2 protein-coding genes are annotated in these 1,821 nt (G+C 73.5%); both read right to left on the reverse strand.

Annotated features, from left to right (window positions below; genetic code table 11):
• Positions 1–26: 26 nt before the first annotated feature.
• Positions 27–707 carry a response regulator gene (locus C5B96_RS16900; protein ID WP_104246519.1) on the reverse strand — a complete coding sequence of 227 codons (681 nt, stop codon included), beginning with the start codon at positions 705–707 and terminating at the stop codon, positions 27–29.
• Positions 704–1,684: a sensor histidine kinase gene (locus C5B96_RS16905; RefSeq protein WP_146078243.1), complete on the reverse strand. Its 981-nt coding sequence runs from the start codon at positions 1,682–1,684 to the stop codon at positions 704–706. Before C5B96_RS16905 ends, C5B96_RS16900 begins: the two co-directional genes overlap by 4 nt.
• Positions 1,685–1,821: the final 137 nt, after the last annotated feature.

Raw genomic sequence — 1,821 nt, forward strand, 5'->3', positions numbered from 1 at the left:
GCCATCTCCCGCGTCACCGCGCGCCGCTACCTCGAGCACCTCGTCGCCTCGGGGGCGCCGTAGCGGGCGGACTTCGTGGCCGCCCCCGAGGCGACGAGGTGCTCGAGGTAGCGGCGCGCGGTGACGCGGGAGATGGCCGCCGAGTCGCTCAGCTCGGTCGCCGAGAGGGCCGACGGGGCAGCGGCGAGCGCCGCGACGACGAGCTGCAGGGTCCCCTCCGAGAGCCCCTTGTCGTGGGCCGGCGGCGCGACCGTGCGCAGGGCGCCGAGCGTATGGTCGACGTCACCCTGCGTCGCGAGCAGGCGGCCGTCGTCGTCGAAGCTCCGCCGGAAGTCGAGGTAGCTCCGCATCCGGTCGGCGAAGGTCGCGAAGGTGAAGGGCTTGATGAGGTACTGCACGATTCCGAGCGAGACGGATGCCCGAACCACCCCGACCTCGCGAACGGCAGTGATGGCGATGACGTCGAGGTCGAGCCCTGCGCTGCGGATCTGGCGGCAGAGGTCGAGCCCGTGCGTGTCGGGGAGGTTCATGTCGAGCAGAACGAGGTCGACAGTGTCGGGCCGCCGCAGCAACCGGATCGCCTCGTGGCCGGTGTGGGCGACCCCGGCGACCGAGAACCCGGTGAGGCGCTCGACGTAGGCGGCGTGCGCGCTGGCGGTGATCTCCTCGTCGTCGACGATCAGCACGCGCATGGGGCCGCCGCTCATTCGGGAACCTCCGCACGCAGGGGCGGTCCGGGAAGAGGGGTCGGTGACGGGGAGGACCGGGCGGGTTCTGGATGCTCGGCGGCGGCGTGCGCACGGGGCAGCGTGACGGTGACCACTGCGCCTCCGTCACCGGTGACCGCGATGGTGCCGCCGAGGCGGCGCACGCTCTGGCCCACGAGGGCGAGGCCGAATCCGCGGCCGTCGGGGCCCGCCGACTTCGAGGAGTAGCCGCGCTCGAAGGCACGGGCGACGTCGGCGATGCCGGGTCCGTTGTCGCTCACGCGGATGACGACGGATGCCTCGGGGCTGGCCGCGGCATCCCGCCCCAGCGCCGCCGCGGCATCCCGCTCGCCGCCACCCGCGGTGACCGAGACGGTGACCTGCGGAGCATACGCCGGCCCAGCCGCGCCCGCGCCCGACACCGCGTCGAAAGCGTTGTCGACGAGGTTGCCGACGATGGTGATGAGGTCGTCGGCCGGCACCCCGATCGGGCCGAGGTCGGGGTCGATCACCAGCTCGAGGGCGACGCCGCGCTCCCTGGCCTGCGCGGATTTGCCGACGAGCAGCGCGGCGAGCACGGGCTCCTCGGCCGCCTCGCTGAGCTGGTCGGCGAGGTTCTGGCCGCGGTCCAGCTCGCCGGCGGCCAGGGCGATGGCTTCGTCGGGCCGGCCGAGCTCGATCAGGGCGACGATGGTGTGCAGCCGGTTGGCGTATTCGTGCGTCTGCGAGCGCAGCGCGTCAGAGAGGGTGCGCATGCTCTGCAACTCCCCCGAGATGCGCAGCAGGTCGGTGTGGTCGCGGATCGTGGTGACCGTACCCATCACCCGCGCCGCGCCGCGACCGCGCCCCGCTCCGCGCCCGCCGCCGCGCACGCGCCCAGCCCCACGGCCACGCCCAGCCCCGCGACCGCCGCCGCGGGCGGGTGCCACCGCCACCGCCGGCTCCTGGTTCACCACGAGCACGCGGGTGTCGGTCACGAAGATCTCGTCGACGGCACGGTCGCCGCTCGCGAGCAGGTTCCGGATGCCCGTTCCGGCGCCTGGCTACCCACAAACACTATGAACACAACTCGGTGCCGCGCCCGCCGGTGCCCGAGGCTTGCCCCACTTGAGCT

The organism is Subtercola sp. Z020 (assembly GCF_002931235.1).
GTDB lineage: Bacteria > Actinomycetota > Actinomycetes > Actinomycetales > Microbacteriaceae > Subtercola.